Annotated in this window: 18 protein-coding genes; 6 read left to right on the top strand and 12 right to left on the bottom strand. The window is 67.6% G+C overall.

Annotated elements, in window-relative coordinates; all coding sequences use genetic code 11:
- Positions 1–25: 25 nt before the first annotated feature.
- The 3 genes from IEV99_RS05465 to IEV99_RS05455 form a co-directional block, all read right to left on the bottom strand.
- Positions 26–1,192: a YncE family protein gene (locus IEV99_RS05465; protein ID WP_244643574.1), complete on the bottom strand. Its 1,167-nt coding sequence runs from the start codon at positions 1,190–1,192 to the stop codon at positions 26–28.
- 124 nt (positions 1,193–1,316) lie between these two features.
- Entirely contained in the window at positions 1,317–1,673 is a 357-nt protein-coding gene (locus tag IEV99_RS05460; RefSeq protein ID WP_188516677.1) for a hypothetical protein, read from the bottom strand.
- Positions 1,674–1,828: 155 nt separating this feature from the next.
- A complete protein-coding gene (locus tag IEV99_RS05455; protein WP_188516676.1) occupies positions 1,829–2,002 on the bottom strand; it encodes a DUF1127 domain-containing protein in 174 nt (57 codons plus the stop codon).
- A 361-nt stretch (positions 2,003–2,363) separates the two neighbouring features.
- On the opposite strand from IEV99_RS05455, the gene IEV99_RS05450 reads away from it, so the two are divergent.
- Entirely contained in the window at positions 2,364–2,744 is a 381-nt protein-coding gene (locus IEV99_RS05450; protein WP_188516675.1) for a response regulator, read from the top strand.
- Between the two features lie 13 nt (positions 2,745–2,757).
- On the opposite strand, the gene IEV99_RS05445 is transcribed toward IEV99_RS05450, so the two are convergent.
- The 4 genes from IEV99_RS05445 to IEV99_RS05430 all read right to left on the bottom strand — a co-directional run bounded on the left by IEV99_RS05445 (position 2,758) and on the right by IEV99_RS05430 (position 6,376).
- Positions 2,758–3,384 (bottom strand): nucleoside/nucleotide kinase family protein, encoded by a 627-nt coding sequence (locus tag IEV99_RS05445; protein WP_188516674.1) that lies wholly within the window; start codon positions 3,382–3,384, stop codon positions 2,758–2,760.
- A 16-nt stretch (positions 3,385–3,400) separates the two neighbouring features.
- Complete coding sequence (locus IEV99_RS05440; protein WP_188516673.1) at positions 3,401–4,180, bottom strand: ATP-binding cassette domain-containing protein; 780 nt, start codon at positions 4,178–4,180, stop codon at positions 3,401–3,403.
- Positions 4,177–5,259, bottom strand: a complete 1,083-nt coding sequence (locus IEV99_RS05435; protein ID WP_188516672.1) for an ABC transporter permease — start codon at positions 5,257–5,259, stop codon at positions 4,177–4,179. The genes IEV99_RS05440 and IEV99_RS05435 overlap by 4 nt, the downstream gene beginning before the upstream one ends.
- 88 nt (positions 5,260–5,347) lie before the next feature.
- Positions 5,348–6,376, bottom strand: a complete 1,029-nt coding sequence (locus tag IEV99_RS05430; protein WP_188516671.1) for a sugar ABC transporter substrate-binding protein — start codon at positions 6,374–6,376, stop codon at positions 5,348–5,350.
- A 196-nt stretch (positions 6,377–6,572) separates the two neighbouring features.
- On the opposite strand from IEV99_RS05430, the gene IEV99_RS05425 reads away from it, so the two are divergent.
- From IEV99_RS05425 to IEV99_RS05410, 4 genes are all read left to right on the top strand, one after another.
- Positions 6,573–7,826, top strand: a complete 1,254-nt coding sequence (locus IEV99_RS05425) for an ROK family transcriptional regulator (protein WP_188516670.1) — start codon at positions 6,573–6,575, stop codon at positions 7,824–7,826.
- Entirely contained in the window at positions 7,823–9,301 is a 1,479-nt protein-coding gene (gene zwf / locus IEV99_RS05420; protein WP_188516669.1) for a glucose-6-phosphate dehydrogenase, read from the top strand. Before IEV99_RS05425 ends, zwf begins: the two co-directional genes overlap by 4 nt.
- Positions 9,302–9,314: 13 nt before the next feature.
- Positions 9,315–10,280, top strand: a complete 966-nt coding sequence (locus IEV99_RS05415; protein ID WP_188516668.1) for a carbohydrate kinase family protein — start codon at positions 9,315–9,317, stop codon at positions 10,278–10,280.
- A 116-nt stretch (positions 10,281–10,396) separates the two neighbouring features.
- Positions 10,397–10,573: a Flp family type IVb pilin gene (locus IEV99_RS05410; protein WP_188516667.1), complete on the top strand. Its 177-nt coding sequence runs from the start codon at positions 10,397–10,399 to the stop codon at positions 10,571–10,573.
- Positions 10,574–10,583: 10 nt separating this feature from the next.
- On the opposite strand, the gene IEV99_RS05405 is transcribed toward IEV99_RS05410, so the two are convergent.
- The 5 genes from IEV99_RS05405 to IEV99_RS05385 all read right to left on the bottom strand — a co-directional run bounded on the left by IEV99_RS05405 (position 10,584) and on the right by IEV99_RS05385 (position 15,064).
- Entirely contained in the window at positions 10,584–11,513 is a 930-nt protein-coding gene (locus tag IEV99_RS05405; protein ID WP_188516666.1) for a DMT family transporter, read from the bottom strand.
- Between the two features lie 99 nt (positions 11,514–11,612).
- Positions 11,613–12,332, bottom strand: a complete 720-nt coding sequence (locus IEV99_RS05400) for an NAD(P)H-dependent oxidoreductase (protein WP_188516665.1) — start codon at positions 12,330–12,332, stop codon at positions 11,613–11,615.
- Positions 12,332–13,264 (bottom strand): 3,5-dioxohexanoate:acetyl-CoA acetone transferase, encoded by a 933-nt coding sequence (gene kce, locus IEV99_RS05395; RefSeq protein ID WP_188516664.1) that lies wholly within the window; start codon positions 13,262–13,264, stop codon positions 12,332–12,334. Before kce ends, IEV99_RS05400 begins: the two co-directional genes overlap by 1 nt.
- A 33-nt stretch (positions 13,265–13,297) precedes the next feature.
- Entirely contained in the window at positions 13,298–14,236 is a 939-nt protein-coding gene (locus IEV99_RS05390) for a DUF6282 family protein (protein ID WP_188516663.1), read from the bottom strand.
- 39 nt (positions 14,237–14,275) lie between these two features.
- Complete coding sequence (locus tag IEV99_RS05385) at positions 14,276–15,064, bottom strand: HpcH/HpaI aldolase family protein (protein ID WP_188516662.1); 789 nt, start codon at positions 15,062–15,064, stop codon at positions 14,276–14,278.
- A 142-nt stretch (positions 15,065–15,206) separates the two neighbouring features.
- On the opposite strand from IEV99_RS05385, the gene IEV99_RS05380 reads away from it, so the two are divergent.
- Complete coding sequence (locus IEV99_RS05380; RefSeq protein ID WP_188516661.1) at positions 15,207–16,001, top strand: IclR family transcriptional regulator; 795 nt, start codon at positions 15,207–15,209, stop codon at positions 15,999–16,001.
- Positions 16,002–16,044 lie beyond the last annotated feature (43 nt).

Below are 16,044 nucleotides of genomic sequence, written 5' to 3'. Positions count from 1 at the left end.
CGCCGCCCTGCCCTGCCTTGCGACGTCAGCCCGGCCCCATGCGGGCGGAGGCGGGGTGCCCCGGCACCTTGAACCGCTTGCCGGTGTCAGTGACCTCCGAGCCGTTCACCTTGAGGATCGAGAAGTCCTGGTCGAGATAGTTGCCGACCAGCAGGTATTTTCCGTCCGGCGTGAACACGGCCGCCTCCGGCAGGCCGCCGACCTCGATCTCCTTGATCTTCGTGACCTTGCCGCCGTCGATCTTGAGGACGTCGATGGCGCCGTTCTTCTTGTAGAAATAGGCCTTCTTGCTAGCGTTGGAGCCGCGCAGGATCACCGCCACGGCGACATCGCCCTTGGGGCTGATCGCAAGTCCTTCGGGGCCATCCCCCACAACGACGCGATCGACGATACGGGCCGGCGTGGCCGTCATATCGATCACGCTCACAGTGTCGACGCTGCCGTCCGACGCGCCGGAGTTGCCGTTGTCGGAGGTCAGCGCGAACTTGCCATCCGGGCTGATCGCGACGTTGTAGGGCCACTGGCCGGTCGGCAGGTCGACCTTGCCATACGTGACCTTGCCGTCGGCCGCGATGTCGAGCACCGAAACCTTGTGGCCCGGGAATTTGACGGCCAGCGCCTTGGTCCCATCCGGCGAAAACGCGACATGCGCGACGATGTCGCCCATCGGCACCGTGTCGACGAGCTTCACGCTCGTACCCTTGATGGAGAGCACACCGACGGAATTGTCGCCGCGATGCGCCACCAGCGCCATGTCGCCCTTGGGGCTGATGTCGAGGCCGGACGGCATCTTGCCGACCTGAATGGTCTCGACGAGCTTCGGCGGGTTCGCCTTCAGGTCGATGACGTGGATCTTGTTGTCCGGGACCTGCTTCAGGGCCTCGCCGTCCTTGATGACGTCCACCGAGTCGGCCACCAAGGCGATGGAGCCTGTCGGGTCGATGGCGACGTTGACGGGCGGCCCGACGACCGAGTTCTTGAGCGGCAAATTGGCGACAATCTTCGGCTCTTCGGGATTGGCGAGGTCGACGATCAGGACGTTGTCCTTGCCGGGCGCGGCCAGAACGGGCTTGCCTTCATCATCCCAGATCAGCTTCTCGTCATTGCCGACGATCATGAACGGCGCCGCCCAGGCGGATCCCGCCGTCAGGGCGGCCAGGCTGAGGCCGGCCAACAAAGCCAGTCGATTCATTGTTTATCCTCCCAACGCCCGCGCGCTGCTTGTGGCCGCTGTGGCGAACCGAAAGCTTAGCGTGCTTGCGGCAGGAAGAAAGCCTTTGCTGCAGACGGCCTTTGAACTGTCGCGGCTCCGCGACCTACTGGTCGCAGGCCGGATCGCCGCAAGGCCAGTACTGGTATGTGGCGCCGGCCGAGTAGGCGCGCTCGAAGCTGGAGCGGTCTTCTCTCGGGGTGGTTGGCATCGCGAGAGCCGAAGTCGTCATGGCAGCCGGCGTCGCCGCACCGTCGTGGGAGGCGGTGAGCGACGTGACGGCGAAAACAGCCGCCCATATGGCCGAGGCCGTCAGGGCGACCACAACGTCCCGGCCCGTGAGCGGCGACGGCCAGTGGCCAGGGACCTCAGGCGCCTGCCCGATGAGGGCCGCGCCGTCCGCCGCGATGGGTTTGTCGAAGCCAGTGGAGGACGAAGATGGGTCTGTGGGTTTACGGCGCATCGCAGGCTCCTTTGCAGAGTTGGGCGCGGTCTGGCGGCGTTCACGGAAGCGCTGCCGGCCAGCGTGGATGATCAAGGGTTAGCCGAGATCTTGGGCCGCGGCTGTGAAGCGCATCACGACAACAGCAGGCTTTATGCTGCGTCATCTCTTTGCTTCTACATTCCCACCAGATCGCCGCGGCTCAGGCCGACATCCTTGAGCAGACGATCGTCCAGTGCGGCTAGCGCGATACGTGTGCGACGCGAGATGATACGCTTAGAAATGCGGGTAGCTGCGTTCCGGATACGGAACATCACCTTGCCATCGGCAGGAAATGGATTGGGGGACATCGTCGATTTCTCCTCGAAAGCTGATGTCCCGGTATCCGCCTGTTACAGGCAGGGCGATGTGCGTCATGGCACATGCGAGCCCGATTTACGGCAACCCCGATCAGTCGCATGCCCGGGGATGCCGAAATCTACGGTAATGATTGAAACTCGATGGCGGATACGCTGAACGGCGCTCGCCTCCAACGAAACGGCGCGCTTCGACTGGCGGTCCCCAAGCGACGGGCTGCCTGTTCAGCACCCCAATGGGAACGGGTTCGGCTCGAGCACGCCACCGCATGCCAGCCGAGGGGCGAGACGAAGCTGAGCTTCGACCGGCGGGGCCTTGTCAGTAAACTCGCGTTCAAGATGACGAGCCAAGCCGATGCCGCGTGACGACAAGGAAAGCCCGCTGGCCGGGCGCACCATCATGGTGGTTGAAGACGAATTTCTGCTCGCGCTGGACGTCGAGGCGATGCTTTCAAAGGCCGGTTGCGCCGTCGTTGGCCCGGTTGCGTCCTGCCGGCGGGCGCTGGACATCCTTGCGAGGACGCGACCGGATGCGGTTCTGCTTGACCTGAATCTCGGCGAAGAAACGAGCGAGCCGGTGGCGCGCGTACTCCGGGAACAGAGCATCCCGTTCATCGTCGCCACCGGCTACAGCCGATCGTTCATGCGCGACCCTGCGTTTGATGGCGTTGCCATGCTGCCCAAGCCAGTCGATGAGGCAACTCTGATCGCCTTGTTGGCCAGGGTCCTAACTTGACATGCGAAACTGATCAGGCCAGCCGGATGTCCGGATCGCAGCTCTCGCGCATCACAGCGCGGGCGTTGGGGAGGTCGTTGCCATCGATCTTGCGCCTCACGGCGTCGTCATCCAGGCCATAGCCGCGCCAGCGTTCCTCCAGGCGCATGCGCAGCACGGGCTCGGGCACGTCCAGCAGGATGGCGACGTCGAACAGCGGCCGTAGCGCCGCCCAGGGCGGGCGGTCGAGCAGCAGGTAGTTTCCCTCCGCGACCACCACCGCGACGGAGCACGGGATGAGCCTGGCGCCCGCGCGGGCGATCTCGATGTCGCGGTCGAACACCGGCACGGCGACGACGTCCTCGTCCCGGGCGCGCAGGCGCTGCAGCGTGTGCCGGAGGCCGCCGACGTCGAAAGTGTCGGGCGCGCCCTTGCGGGGCCGCAAACCGGCGGCGTCCAGCACGCTGTCGTCAAAGTGGAAGCCGTCCATCGGCAAAACGGCCGCAAAGCCCGGCTTGCTGGCGTTGAGCCGCTCGGCGATCTGCTCGGCCAGCGTGGACTTGCCCGATCCGGGCGCGCCCGCAAGCGCCACGATGACGCGGCCGCACGTCGCCTGATCGGCGATGCAGTTCAGAACGGCGTCGAGCGTGGCGGCTGTCATCGGGTGGCGGCTCCCTCTAGGCCGCGGCGGCGGCCGGCGGCTCCGCCGCGCCGGTCATGATCGCGACGGCGTCCGACATGCTGATCGCTTTCGGGTCCACGACGCAATGGCGCCGGCCGAGGCGATGGATGTGGATGCGGTCCGCCACCTCGAACACGTGCGGCATGTTGTGGCTGATCAGCACGATTGGCAGCCCCTTGCGGCGTACGTCGTTGATGAGGTCCAGCACGCGGCGCGATTCCTTGACGCCCAGCGCGGCGGTGGGCTCGTCCATGATGATCACGCGGCTGCCGAAGGCCGCGGCGCGCGCGATCGCGACGCCCTGGCGCTGGCCGCCCGACAGCGTCTCGACCAGCTGGCCGATGTTCTGGATGGTCATCAGCCCGAGCTCCGACAGCTTCTGCCGGGCGATGCGCTGCATCTCGGCCTTGTCGAGCATGCGCAGCCAGTCGCCGAGCGGCCCCTTGCGGCGGATCTCGCGGCCCAGGAACATGTTGTCCGCGATGGAGAGCGCCGGCGACAGCGCGAGGTTCTGGTACACGGTTTCGATGCCGGCGGCGCGCGCCTCCTGCGGCGAGGCGAAGTTCACGACCTTGCCGTCGAGGCGGATCTCGCCGTGGTCGGGCAGCACCGCGCCGGTAAGCGCCTTGATCAGCGTCGACTTGCCGGCGCCGTTGTCGCCGATCACGGCCAGGATCTCGCCCGGCATCAAGTCGAAATCAGCGTGGTCCATGGCGGTGACGCGACCCCAGCGCTTCACCAGCCCGCGCGCCTGAAGAACCGGAACCACGCTCATGACGTCGCCTTCCTGAGCCATTGGTCGATCGCCACCGCGACGATGATGAGTATGCCGACGGTGAATTCCTGCCAGAGCACGTTGACGCCCGACAGCGCGAGGCCGTTGCGGAACACGCCCACGATCAACGCGCCGATCAGCGTGCCCAGGATGGCGCCGCGCCCGCCGAACAGGCTGGTGCCGCCGATCACCACGGCCGTGATGCTGTCGAGGTTGCCGGTCTGCCCGGCCTGCGGGCTGACCGATCCGATGCGGCCGATCAGCGCCCAGCCGGCCAGCCCGCAGACGAGGCCGGCGAGGCTGTAGACGGACAGCAGCGTGCGCTCGGTGCGGATGCCGGCGAGGCGGGCGGAGTCGGGGTCGTCGCCCACCGCGAAGACGTGTCGGCCCCAGGCCGTGCGGTTCAGCATGTAGCCGAACAGGAGGCACAGCAGCAGCATGAAAATAGAGCCGAAGGTGAGCCGGGCCTGGCCGAGGTCCACCGCGGTGCCGAAGAACTGAAGGAGAGGCGCCTCGGTCTCGATGTCCTGCGCCCGGATGGTCTCGCTTTCGGAATACCAGAGGTTCAGTGCGAAGAAGACGCTCCAGGTGCCGAGCGTGACGATAAAGGGCGGCAGCCGCACATAGGTGACCAGCACACCGTTGATCCAGCCGCACACCATGCCGACGATCAGCCCGGCTGACACGGCGAGCGGAGCCGGCACGCCCCCGCCCACCGCGAGCTTGCCCATCACCACGCTGGTCAGCACCATGATGGCGCCGACCGACAGGTCGATGCCGGCGGTGAGCACCACGATCGTCTGGGCGACGCCCAGGATGCCGATGATCGTGACCTGCTGGACAATCAGCGACAGGTTGAATGGATCCAGGAAGCGCTCGCCCACGATCACGCTGAACATCAGCACACCGAGCAGCAGCACGATGCCGGGGATCAGCGTAGGCTGGCTGTGCAGCATGCGTTGGAGACGCATCAGCGGCGTCGGGGCGTCCTCCTCGAATTCGGCGACGCGCTGGTCGCTGCGCACGAGCGCCTTTTCGTAATCGGCCGCGGCCGGACGGGCAGGCTCGTTCGTACTCATGCGCTTTTTCCTCGCTGGCGCCTTCGCGTCCGCGCCCCCGGATCGCCGGCCAGGGCGTCGCCGCCCCGGCCGCACCATTCAGGGCTCGTCAGCCCCAGCACTTCTTCAGGCCGTCCTCCGACGTCGTGGACGGCAGGCCGGCCGCCGGCTTGTCGGTGATCAGCTCGACGCCGGTGTTGAAGAAGTCGAGGCCGGGCGTGTTGGCGGGCTTCTTGCCGCTCTTGGCGAACTCGGCCACCGCCTCGATGCCCTTGGAGGCCATCAGCAGCGGGAACTGCATCGAGGTCGCGCCGATGACGCTGGCCTTGACGTTCTTGACGCCCGGGCAGCCGCCGTCGACCGAGACGATCAGAACGTTCTTTTCCTTGCCGACGGCCTTCAGCGCCTGATACGCGCCGGCCGCGGCCGGCTCGTTGATGGTGTAGACGAGGTTCACGCCCGGGTTCTTCTGGAGCAGGTTCTCCATGGCTTTGCGGCCGCCCTCCTCCGAGCCGGCCGTGACGTCATTGCCGACGATGCGCGAGTCCTTTTCGTCGCCGATCTTCTTGGGGTCGGCGATGTCGACGCCGAACCCCTTCAGGAAGCCCTGGTCGCGCAGCACGTCGACGCTGACCTGGTTCTTGCTGAGGTCGAGCAGCGCGATCTTGCCGTCCTTGGCCTTGTCGCCCATGGTCGCCTTCGCCCATTGGCCGATGAGCTCGCCGGCCTTGAAGTTGTCGGTCGCGAACGTGGCGTCGGCGGCGTCGATGGGCTGCAGCGGGGTGTCGAGCGCGATCACGAGCACGCCCTTGTCGCGGGCCTTCTTGATGGCTGGCACGATGGCGGCGGTGTCGCTGGCGGTGATCAGGATGCCCTTGGCCCCTGCCGACACGAGGCTCTCGATGGCCTCGACCTGAGCCTGGTTGTCACCGTCGAACTTGCCCGCGAACGTGCGCAGCTCAACGCCGGCCTTCTTGGCCTCGGCCTCGGCGCCCTCGCGCATCTTCACGAAGAACGGGTTGGTGTTGGTTTTGGTAATCAGGCCGACGATCGGCTTGCTCTGGGCCGTCGCGGGGCTGGAAGCGAGCATTCCGAGCGCGAGTGCGGACGCGGCCGTCGCCGTGAAAAGCATCTTCATCGCAATTCCTCCCAAGGATCGAGCCTCTTTTCCGAGGCCGGTTCGGCGAACGTGTCGACCGTGACGGCATCAAAAATCGAAACCGGGCGGGAGTCAACTTAGTAAATCCATTGGACTTAGTAATTGACAGCGAGACACCCGGGCCAAATGATGCTTTGAACGATCGGCGTCGGATAATCCGCCGGCTGGAGGAGGCATGGCGGACCACCCGCAAGAATCAGGCTTGGAGGCGACCTTCTCGCTTGGCGCGTCGGACGCCAGCCGAGGCACCAACCAGTCAGGCGTGCGACTCTACAACGAGCGCCTCGTTCTGTCGCTCGTGCGCCGCCATGGTCCCCTGCCCAAGGCCGACATCGCCCGCATGACGGGCCTCTCGGCCATGACGACAACGACGATCATGAACCGGCTCGAATCCGAGGGGATGCTGGTTCGCCAGGAAAAGCAGCGCGGCCGCGTCGGCCAGCCTTCCGTGCCTCACGCCCTGAACCCCGACGGCGCGTTTTCGCTCGGCCTCAAGATCGGCCGGCGGAGCGCCGAGCTGGTGCTGGTGGATTTTGTCGGCAAGGTTCGGGCGCGCCTGCGCGAGATCTACCGCTACCCCGACCCGCCCGCGCTCACCGCCTGGATCGAGACCGCGCTGGGGCGCGCCACCGGTGAACTGACTCCGGCCCAGCGCCGCCGAATCTTGGGCATTGGCGTCGCGGCGCCGTTCGAGCTGTGGAACTGGGAGGCCGAGGTCGGCGCGCCGAGGGCGGTGCTGGACGCCTGGCGGTCGTTCGACGTCAAGGCTCAGGTGGCGCGTATCTCCGGTCTTGACGTGCAGGTCTGCAACGACGCCACGGCAGCCTGCGGCGCCGAGCTGATGGTGGGTCGCGGGGGACGCTATCGCGATTTCGCCTATGTGTTCTTCGGCTCCTTCGTGGGCGGCGGCGTGGTGCTGAACGGGCAGCTCTACCCGGGCGGCAGCGGCAACGCCGGCGCGCTCGGCTCCATGCCGGTGGCGCGCCTGGACCCGCGCGGCGCGCTGGTGCGGCCACAGCTCCTCAGGCAGGCGTCCATCTATCTCCTGGAAAAGCGCCTGCTGGCGGCCGGCATCGATCCCTCGCCGATCTGGACGCGGCCATCCGAGTGGGCGGAATTCGGCCCCCACCTGGACGCATGGATCGACGAGGCCGCAAAGGCGTTGGCCCCGGCCGTGATCGCCTGCACGGCCGTGATCGACTTTCAGGCCGTGATCATCGACGGCGCGTTTCCGGACGCCGTGCGTCGGCGGCTCGTCGCCGCCGTCGCGACGGAGGCAGAAACGCTGGACCGCGAAGGGCTGACGCCCGCCGCGATCGTCGAGGGCGCGGTGGGACCGGACGCGCGGGCGCTCGGGGCCGCGATGCTGCCGCTGCTGTCGGGCTTCGCGCCACACCGGGACGTGTTGTTGAAGGAGACGAGAGCATGAGCGCACGCACCATCGCGGTGGATCCGTTCGACATGGTCGTGTTCGGCGCAACCGGCGACCTGGCCGCCCGCAAGCTGATGCCGGCGTTGTTTCGGCGCGATCTCGCCGGGCAGATCCCGCCCGAGGCGCGCATCATAGGGGTGTCCCGCAGCCGGCTCTCGCGGGAGGAGTTCGCCGGCAAGGTTGGCGGCTGGCTGGCCGAGTTCGTGTCCGAACCGGAGCGCGAGCCAGCCTGCGTGCAGCGCTTTTTGACCCGCATCTCCTATGTGCCGCTCGACGCTGCCGGCGAGGACGGCTGGGACGAGCTCGCCCGCTTGCTCGGCGAAGCGCAGGACCGGGTCCGCGCCTTCTACCTCGCGGTTGCTCCCGACCTGTTCGGGCCGATCTGCGAGCGCATCGGCAAGTACGCGCTGGTGACGCCGCTGGCGCGTGTGGTGGTCGAGAAGCCGGTGGGCAAGAGCGGAGAGACCGCGCGGGTCGTGAACGACGCCGTGGGGGCGGTTTTCGACGAGAGCCAGATTTTCCGCATCGACCACTATCTCGGCAAGGAGACGGTGCAAAACCTGATGGCGCTGCGGTTCGCCAACGCGCTGTTCGAGCCGCTGTGGAACGCCGGGCATGTGGACCACGTGCAGATCACCGTGGCGGAGACGCTGGGAGTGGCTGGCCGCGCCGGTTACTACGACAACTCGGGCGCGTTGCGCGACATGGTGCAGAACCACATGTTGCAGCTCCTCTGCCTCGTCGCCATGGAGCCGCCGACCTCGCTGGAGGCCGACGCGGTGCGGGACGAGAAGCTGAAGGTGCTGCGGGCGCTCAAGCCCATCCGGGAGGGCAACGCCGACCAGGCCACCGTGCGAGGACAGTACAAGGCCGGCGCTTCGCCGGACGGCGCCGCCCCGGGCTATCTGGAGGAACTCGGCAAGCCTGAAAGCCAAACCGAGACCTTCGTGGCCTTACGAGCCGAGGTGCAGAACTGGCGCTGGGCCGGCGTGCCTTTCTACCTGCGGACCGGCAAGCGCCTGGCCACGCGGGTGTCCGAAATCGTCGTGGCGTTCCGGCCGGTGCCCTACTCGATTTTCGGCGCGACGGCCGGACCCGTCATGAGCAACCACCTGGTGATCCGCCTGCAGCCGGACGAAGGCGTGAAGCTGTGGCTGATGATCAAGGATCCGGGCCCCGGCGGCATGCGGCTGCAGCACGTGCCGCTCGACATGAGCTTCGCGAACAGCTTCTCGGCCCGCGCGCCGGAGGCCTATGAACGTCTTCTGATGGACGTCGTGCGCGGCTCGCAGACGCTGTTCATGCGACGCGACGAGGTTGAGGCCGCGTGGGCGTGGATCGACCCCATCCGGGAAGCCTGGACCAATTCGGAGCAGCCGCCTCGGCCGTACACGGCCGGCACATGGGGCCCATCCGCCGCCGTGGCGCTGATCGAGCGCGACGGAAGAAGTTGGCACGACGACGGATACTGAAAAGGAACGGGGGATGGCGAAGGGGGCAATCCTCGTCTGCGGCGAGGCGCTGTTCGACGTGTTCGTGGGGCCGGAGGCGGGACCGCGCCTGCCGGCCGAGTTCGTGGCCGGCGGCTCGCCGATGAACGTCGCCATCGGGCTGGCGCGGCTCGGCGCGGCGAGCGCCTATTTCGGCGGGCTCTCGACGGACCGCTTCGGCGAGATCCTGCGCGAGGGGCTGGCCCGGGAAGGCGTGGACCTCACGCATGCGCCGCTGAAGCCCAACGCCACCACGCTGAGCGTGGTGGCGACAGGCGCGGACGGGCAGCCGCGCTACACCTTCTACGGAGCTGACGCGGCGGACCGGATGGTGACGGCCGCCGACCTGCCCACGAGCCTCGACGGCTATGCGGCGATCGCGATGGGCTCCTACACGCTCTCGGTCTCGCCGGTCGCGGATGCGCTGGCGACGCTGGCCGAGCGCGAGGGCGGGCGGCGGGTGATCAGCCTCGATCCCAACCTGCGGCCGAGCGTGATCGGCGACGTGGCGGCCTGGCCGGCGCGGTTCGAGCGCTTCGCCCGGCACGCCACGCTGATCAAGGCGAGCGACGAGGACATCGAGATCGCGTTCGGCGGCCGCGTGAGACCCGCCGAGGCGGCACGGCGCTGGCTGGAGCTCGGGGCAAAGATCGTGGTGGTGACGCGCGGCGCGGAGGGCGCCGTGGCGTTCGGCTGCGGCGAGCCGCTCGAGGTCCCCGGCCGCCGTGTCGACGTGGTGGACACGGTGGGAGCCGGGGACACGTTCCATGCCGCCATGCTGGCGGACCTGGGCCGGCGCGAGGCGCTGTCGCGGGAGGCGCTGGCGGGCTTGTCGCGGGAGGCGCTCGGCGGGGCGCTGCGCTACGCGGTGGCGGCGGCTTCCGTGACCTGCCAGCGGCGGGGGGCCGATCTGCCACGCCACGACGATCCGGAGCTGCTCGCAGCGTTGAGCCAGGGTTGATCCAGCGTTGAGAAACAGTCGTCGATAGGTGCACGACAGACTTCCGCAATCTATACGAGAAATCAATCTTCGCCGTTCAGGATCTCCGTCGTTTCCCCCTGACGGAGTTCCCCCCGATGCTTCAGAAGACGCTCACCCGCTTCATCGACGACGAGAGCGGCGCCACCGCGATCGAATATGGATTGATCGCAGCCGTCATCGCGGTCGGGATCATCGCGGCGCTGCAGGGCGTGAAGTCGAACCTCAACGCCAAGTTCAACACCATCAGCACCAAGGTCGGCACGGCCAACTGATCCGCGGCCTTCAGGGAGCAGCCTTGCTGCTCCCTTTCCAGTTCGCCAGCGCGATGCCGCCGAGCACCAGCGCCAGCGCGGCGACGTGGTAGGCCGCGAAGGGCTCGGGCAGGATCAGGGTCGACAGCAGCGCCCCGAACACGGGCACAAGATTGTAGAAGGCCCCTGCCCGCCCGGGCCCGATGAGCTCGATGGCGCGGATGTAGAAGATCTGGCACAGCAGCGATGGCAGCAGCGCCACATAGAGCAGCACGAGCCAGCCCTTGAGGGTGGGCCACTGCAGGTCGCCGCGCAGCCCTTCCAGCACGAGCAGCGGCAGCGAGGTGACGCAGGCCGCCACCGCCATCGCGGTGAAGAACACGAGGCTGGATGTTTTCGGCTTCCAGCGCAGCGCCAGCGTGTAGCCGGCGTACAGGATGCTGGCGATCAGCAGCCAGGCGTCGCCGCGGTTGAACGCGATGGTCTTCAGAACCTCAACATCGCCGCGCGACGCCGTGAGCGCCACGCCCGCGATGGTCGCGAGGACGCCCAGCATCTGCAGAAGGCCGAACCGGACGCCGAACGCGAGCGCGCCGAGCAGCACGAAAATGGGCGTCGAGCCCTGGATAATGGCCATGTTGACGCCCGTGGTGCGGGTCGCGGCCTCGTAGAACAGGGCGTTGAAGGTGGTGAAGCCGACGCCCGCCATCAGGACGATGTAGAGCCAGCGCGGCGCCAGGACGCGCCACTCCGAGAGCACGGCCCGGCGGGCGAACATGGCCAGCGCCGCGCAGGAGATGAACCAGCGCAGGAAGGTGATCGCCATGGGCGAAACCTCTCCGGCCGCCAGCTTGCCGGCCACGACGTTGCCGCCCCAGAACAGCGTCGTGAACAGCAGCAACAGGTAGGGCTGGCCGTAGAACCAGCGGCCGAAGGCGACCAGGCGGGAATGAGGGGGCATGCGGATCCGCTGTGGAGGGGCGCGACGGCGCACACTCAACCCAGTCTCGCGCGCCGGCGCCAGTGCATTCAGCGCCGTGCTGCATTGCCGGACGGCCCTCTAGCGCTTTCGTCCCCAGGCGCCCGACCCGAGCGTCGTGAGCGCGGAGGCCGCCGCAGCGTCGCTGCGGTCCACCGGCGCGGCCATGGCGGCGCGGACGCGTTCGGCCCAGTCGCCAAGGTAGCCGGCGCGCTCCTCTTCACCGACCCGCGGGGCCCCATAGGCCACAAAGGGCGGCAGCACGTCGAAGCCCAAGTATTCGAGCAGCAGCCGCTGCACCGGATAGAGCACCTGCTCGATCGGGCCGTAGACGCCCGTGGAGGAGAAGCGCTCCGGCGTGCCGCCGGTCGTCACCGAGAACAACGCCCGGCGGCCCTTGAACAGGCCGGTGTCGAACCGGGCGCCGTCCACATACGCGACGCCATAGGCCAGAACGCGCTCGCACCAGCCTTTCAGGATCGCGGGTGGACCGCCCCACCACAGCGGGAACTGGAGGATCAGCACGTCTGCGCGGGCGACACGTTCCTGCTCGCGCCGGAGGTCCGGCGCGAAGCCGTCGTGGAGGGCCGCGTGCTCCTGCTCGGTCTGGTAGTGAAAGCGGTCCGGGTCGGCGACCGTGGTGAAGTCATGCCGCCCCGCGACCGGGTTGAAGCCCTCGCCGTAGAGGTCCGAAACCTCCGCGGTATGGCCGGCCGCCGCGATCGCCGCGACAGCCGCGTCGCGCATCGCCGCGTTGAACGAGGTCGGCTCCGGATGCGCGTAGACGATCAGGGCGTGCATCAGAACTCCACCCGGTCGCCGCCCTTGAGCTGCAGGATCTCGCGGGCGTCGTCGGGCGTCGCCACCGCGAGACCGAGGCCTTCGATGATCTTGCGCACCTGCGTGACCTGCTCGGCGTTGGACTTTGCGAGCTGGCCGGGCCCGATCCAGATCGAATCCTCCAGCCCGACGCGGACGTTGCCCCCCATGGCGGCGGCCTGCGCGGCGACCGGGAGCTGGTTGCGGCCGGCGGCCAGCACCGACCAGCGATAGCTGTCGCCAAAGAGCCGGTCCGCCGTGCGCTTCATGTGCATGACATCTTCCGGATGGGCTCCGATGCCGCCCAGAATGCCGAACACGCTCTGGACGAAGAAGGGCGGCTTCACCAGCCCGCGCTCGACGAAATGGGCCAGCGTGTAGAGATGGCCGATGTCGTAGCACTCGATCTCGAACCGGGTGCCGTTCTCCGCGCAGGTGCGCAGGATCATCTCGATATCCGCGAAGGTATTCTTGAAGATCCGCTCCTTGGAGCCTTCGAGGTACGGCCGCTCCCACTCGTGCTTCAGGTCCTTGAAGCGCGCCAGCATGGGAAAGAGCCCGAAATTCATCGAGCCCATGTTGAGCGAGGCGACCTCGGGCTTGAACTGCGCGACGGGACGCAGCCGCTCCTCGACGCTCATGGTGGGCGCGCCGCCCGTGGTGATATTCACCACCACGTTGGAGCGCTGCTTGATCACCTTGAGGAAAGGCGCGAAACGCTCGGGCGACTGGTCCGGACGGCCATCCTTGGGGTCGCGCGCATGGAGATGGACCACGGCGGCGCCGGCCTCCGCCGCCCCGATGGCTGCCTCGGCGATCTCCTCGGCGGTGATCGGCAAATGCGGGGACATCGACGGGGTGTGGATCGAGCCCGTCACCGCGCAGGTGATGACGACCTTGCGGGGCTGCGCCATGGCGTTTCTCTCCGTTGAGCTTGCTTGTTCGGGTCACGCAGCGGAGGGCAAATCGGCCTCGATGCCAAGGGTCCTGGCCGCATTGGTGGACACCATCTTGCGAATATCCTCGTCCGAATAGCCCAGGTCGATGCAGAGCTTCACGCCGCGACGCATGCCCTCGACCGGGCTGATGTTGCCGGTCTGGCCGAGGTCGGAGCACAGGATGGTGTTATCCACGCCGGCCGCGTCGATGTATTTCTTCAGGTCCTCGGACGGGCTGGACTGGAATTTGTTGCCCTCCAGGAACATGCACAGCGAGTGCTCGACCTGCGCCCCCATGGCGGCGATCCCCTTCACGTCGTTCAGCGTGCCGCCGACGATGTCCTCCGGGTGGGTGAACACGAGGCGCTTGACGCCGCGTTTCTTCGCCTCCTCGAAGACGATCCAGGTCTCGCTCACATGCAGGTGGCCGCTGGCCAGCGTCATGTCGGTGCGGGCGATGACGTCGAGGATCTCCTTGGCGTCGTCGCGCACGGTTTTGTCGGGGTTGAGCACCGGCACCACCGTGGCGGGGCGGATCTTGGACGTGGAGGCCGGGTGGGCCCTGCCGGATTCCTTTTCCCAGCGGAAATGCTGCTCGGCCGTGAGCGTCGGCATCCACACCACCTTGCCGCCCATCGCGGCGGTATGCTCCACCGCGTAGGGGTTCAGGCCGCCGACCACGTTGTTGAGCGCGATGCCCGAATAGACCTTGGTCTTTAACTCGGGGTGGTGACGCCTGATCAGCGCCGCCGTCATCACGCCCGCATAGTCGTGGTCCTTGGTGAGCACGGCCGCGAAGCCGGCTTCAGACGCCTCTCGGGCGAGCTCCAGGTGATCGAGGCTGCGCGGCGCGATGGAGGGGCCGCTATGGACGTGCGGGTCGATGGCGCCAACCAGCAAGGCCGCGATGCGCTGGTCCAGCGACGAGGTGGAGAGGGCTGCAGACATGGTCGTGCTCCTGATAAACCGGCGTTGAGGAAGGCCGGCTCACGCCTTGGCGAGTTCCGAGAAGTCGGCGCGCGTCTTCATGGCCGCCTGGCGCATGAAGCCGTGGTCGGATGAAACGATGAACGCCGAGGCGCCGAGCGCGCGCCAGTCCTGCGCCTCGGCGGCGTTGGCCACCATGAGGCAGACCGGCTTGCCGACGCGGCGGGCGGCGGCGCAGATCTTCTCGGCGGCGGCCCGCACCTTGGGGTCGGCCATCCCGCTCGCGCCCAGCGCGACCGTGAGGTCGCCGCGGCCGATGAAGAAGCCGTCGAGGCCTTCCACCGCGACGATGTCGTCGATCACGTCCAGCGCCTCCGGGTCCTCGATCATGGCGATCACGGTGGTTTGGGCATCCATGGCGTCGACGTGCTCCCAGACCGCCAGCGTGCCGAATCCGCCGGCCCGGGTGGTGTTGGAGAAGCCGCGCTTGCCGCCGCGATAGCGGCAGCAGGACACGATCTCGCGGGCCTTGTCGACGCTGGAGACGTGCGGCACGAGCACGCCCGTGGCGCCATCGTCCAGGACGGCCAGCAGCCGGGCCGCGGTGGGCTCGGGCACCCGCACGATGCCGGCAGTTCCGGCCGCGCGGGCGCCGAGCAGCGCCATCTCGGTGGAGCCCCGGTCAAAGGAGCCGTGCTCCTCGTCGATCACCACGAAGTCGAAACCGAGTCCGCCGATGATCTCCACCGCATGGCTGGTCGGGGTCTTGATGAAGGTGCCGAGCAACGTTTCACCGGCGTGAAAGCGCTGCCTGAAGGAGGAGGGGGAGCCTCCCGAAGCCGTTGACATGATCGGCGCATCTCCCTAAATTGTTCTGCACATCAGAACAGCATCTCATTTTTCAGAACGATACCGGATTTTGACGGCGGTCTGTCAAGGCCTTTTTGCCTTGAGGCCAAGCCCGAGCCGGAGCTGCGCGAGGGAGCGACGAATGCCAAAGGTTGGAGGACCGGCCGCCGAGGGCGTCCAGGCGGTAGTGCTTGTGCTGCGGATCCTGGAGGCGATCGGACACGCGCCGAAGCCCATGGGGGTCACGGCCCTGTCCAGGGAACTCGGCATCACCAAGAGCCGCATCCACCGCCATCTGCGGACGCTGGTGCAGGAGGCCTATCTGAGCCAGGAGCCGGACACCGAGCGCTACCAGGTCGGCCCGCGCCTCGTCACGCTCGGGCGCGCCGTGGCGGACGACCTGGATCTTGCCAACGCGGCGTTGCCGGCGCTGCTGGAGTTGCGCGACGGGCTCGGCCATTCGGCTGTGGTGTCGCAACTCGACGTCGACGGCGTGCGGGTGCTGCGCACCATGCCGGGCAAGGCCTCGATCGAGATCGGCGTCCGTCCTGGGTCGCTGCTGTCGTTCCACGGATCGGCGCAAGGCAAGGTCGCGCTGGCGTACGGGCCGGAGGAGCTGCGGTCGCGCGTGATGCGCTCGCGGCTCGACATGCTCACCCCGCACACGCTGGTGAGCATCGGCGCGCTGGAGCGCGAGATGGAGCTGATCCGCAGCCGCGGATGGGCCGTGGCGCCCAACGAGGCGATGATCGGCATCAACACCCTCGCGGCCCCGATCTTCGACGCGTCCGAAACCATCGCGGGCTGCGTCGGCGTGGTGGACTCGATCCAGTACATCGAGGCGGAGCCTTCGGCCGAGCAGATCCGACGCATCCTGGCGGCCGCTTCACGCATCTCGCAGGCGCTCGGGAGCCGACGCCGGTTGCATTCGACCTGAAGGCGGTTGACAGGGCTTGTCGTCCCCCGCAAACTTACAAACG

This window comes from Alsobacter metallidurans, assembly GCF_014636935.1.
Lineage (GTDB): Bacteria > Pseudomonadota > Alphaproteobacteria > Rhizobiales > Beijerinckiaceae > Alsobacter > Alsobacter metallidurans.
This window is presented reverse-complemented; position numbering and strand designations above follow the sequence as displayed.